Source organism: Mesorhizobium sp. M8A.F.Ca.ET.207.01.1.1, from assembly GCF_004794715.1.
Classification (GTDB): Bacteria; Pseudomonadota; Alphaproteobacteria; order Rhizobiales; family Rhizobiaceae; genus Mesorhizobium.
The window spans coordinates 1-292 of record NZ_SRUS01000517.1 but is presented as its reverse complement, the minus strand read 5'-3'; the positions used below and the strand labels follow the sequence as shown (position 1 = coordinate 292).

At 64.0% G+C, this 292-nt stretch carries 1 protein-coding gene; it reads right to left on the bottom strand.

The window, feature by feature from the left end:
- Positions 1-171, bottom strand: a 171-nt coding sequence (gene ccmI / locus EN850_RS35635) for a c-type cytochrome biogenesis protein CcmI (RefSeq protein WP_136093078.1), incomplete at its 3' end; no start/stop codon positions are given.
- Between the last annotated feature and the right edge of the window lie 121 nt (positions 172-292).

Sequence of the window (292 nt, the reverse complement as noted above, 5' to 3'; positions counted from 1 at the left end):
CTGGATCAGGCCGCGCGCCATGTCGCGGTCGAGCTCGGAAAGCTGATCGCGATAGACTTCGAGGTCGTGATCGCCGGCGGCCGACGCGCCTTTCGGGCCGCCGGCCAGCGGCAGCAGGACCGCCAGGCTGGCGCCGAGCGTGAGCATTGCGGCTATGATCCAGAACAGCATGGCTATTCCAATAACGGCAGAGCCCTGCCCTGCCAACACGACCTTCGTGCGACGCTTTGACGGCGGATGCGTCGCCCGGCCTTGATCGATATCAATCGCGACGACCGTTGGCTAAAATTAG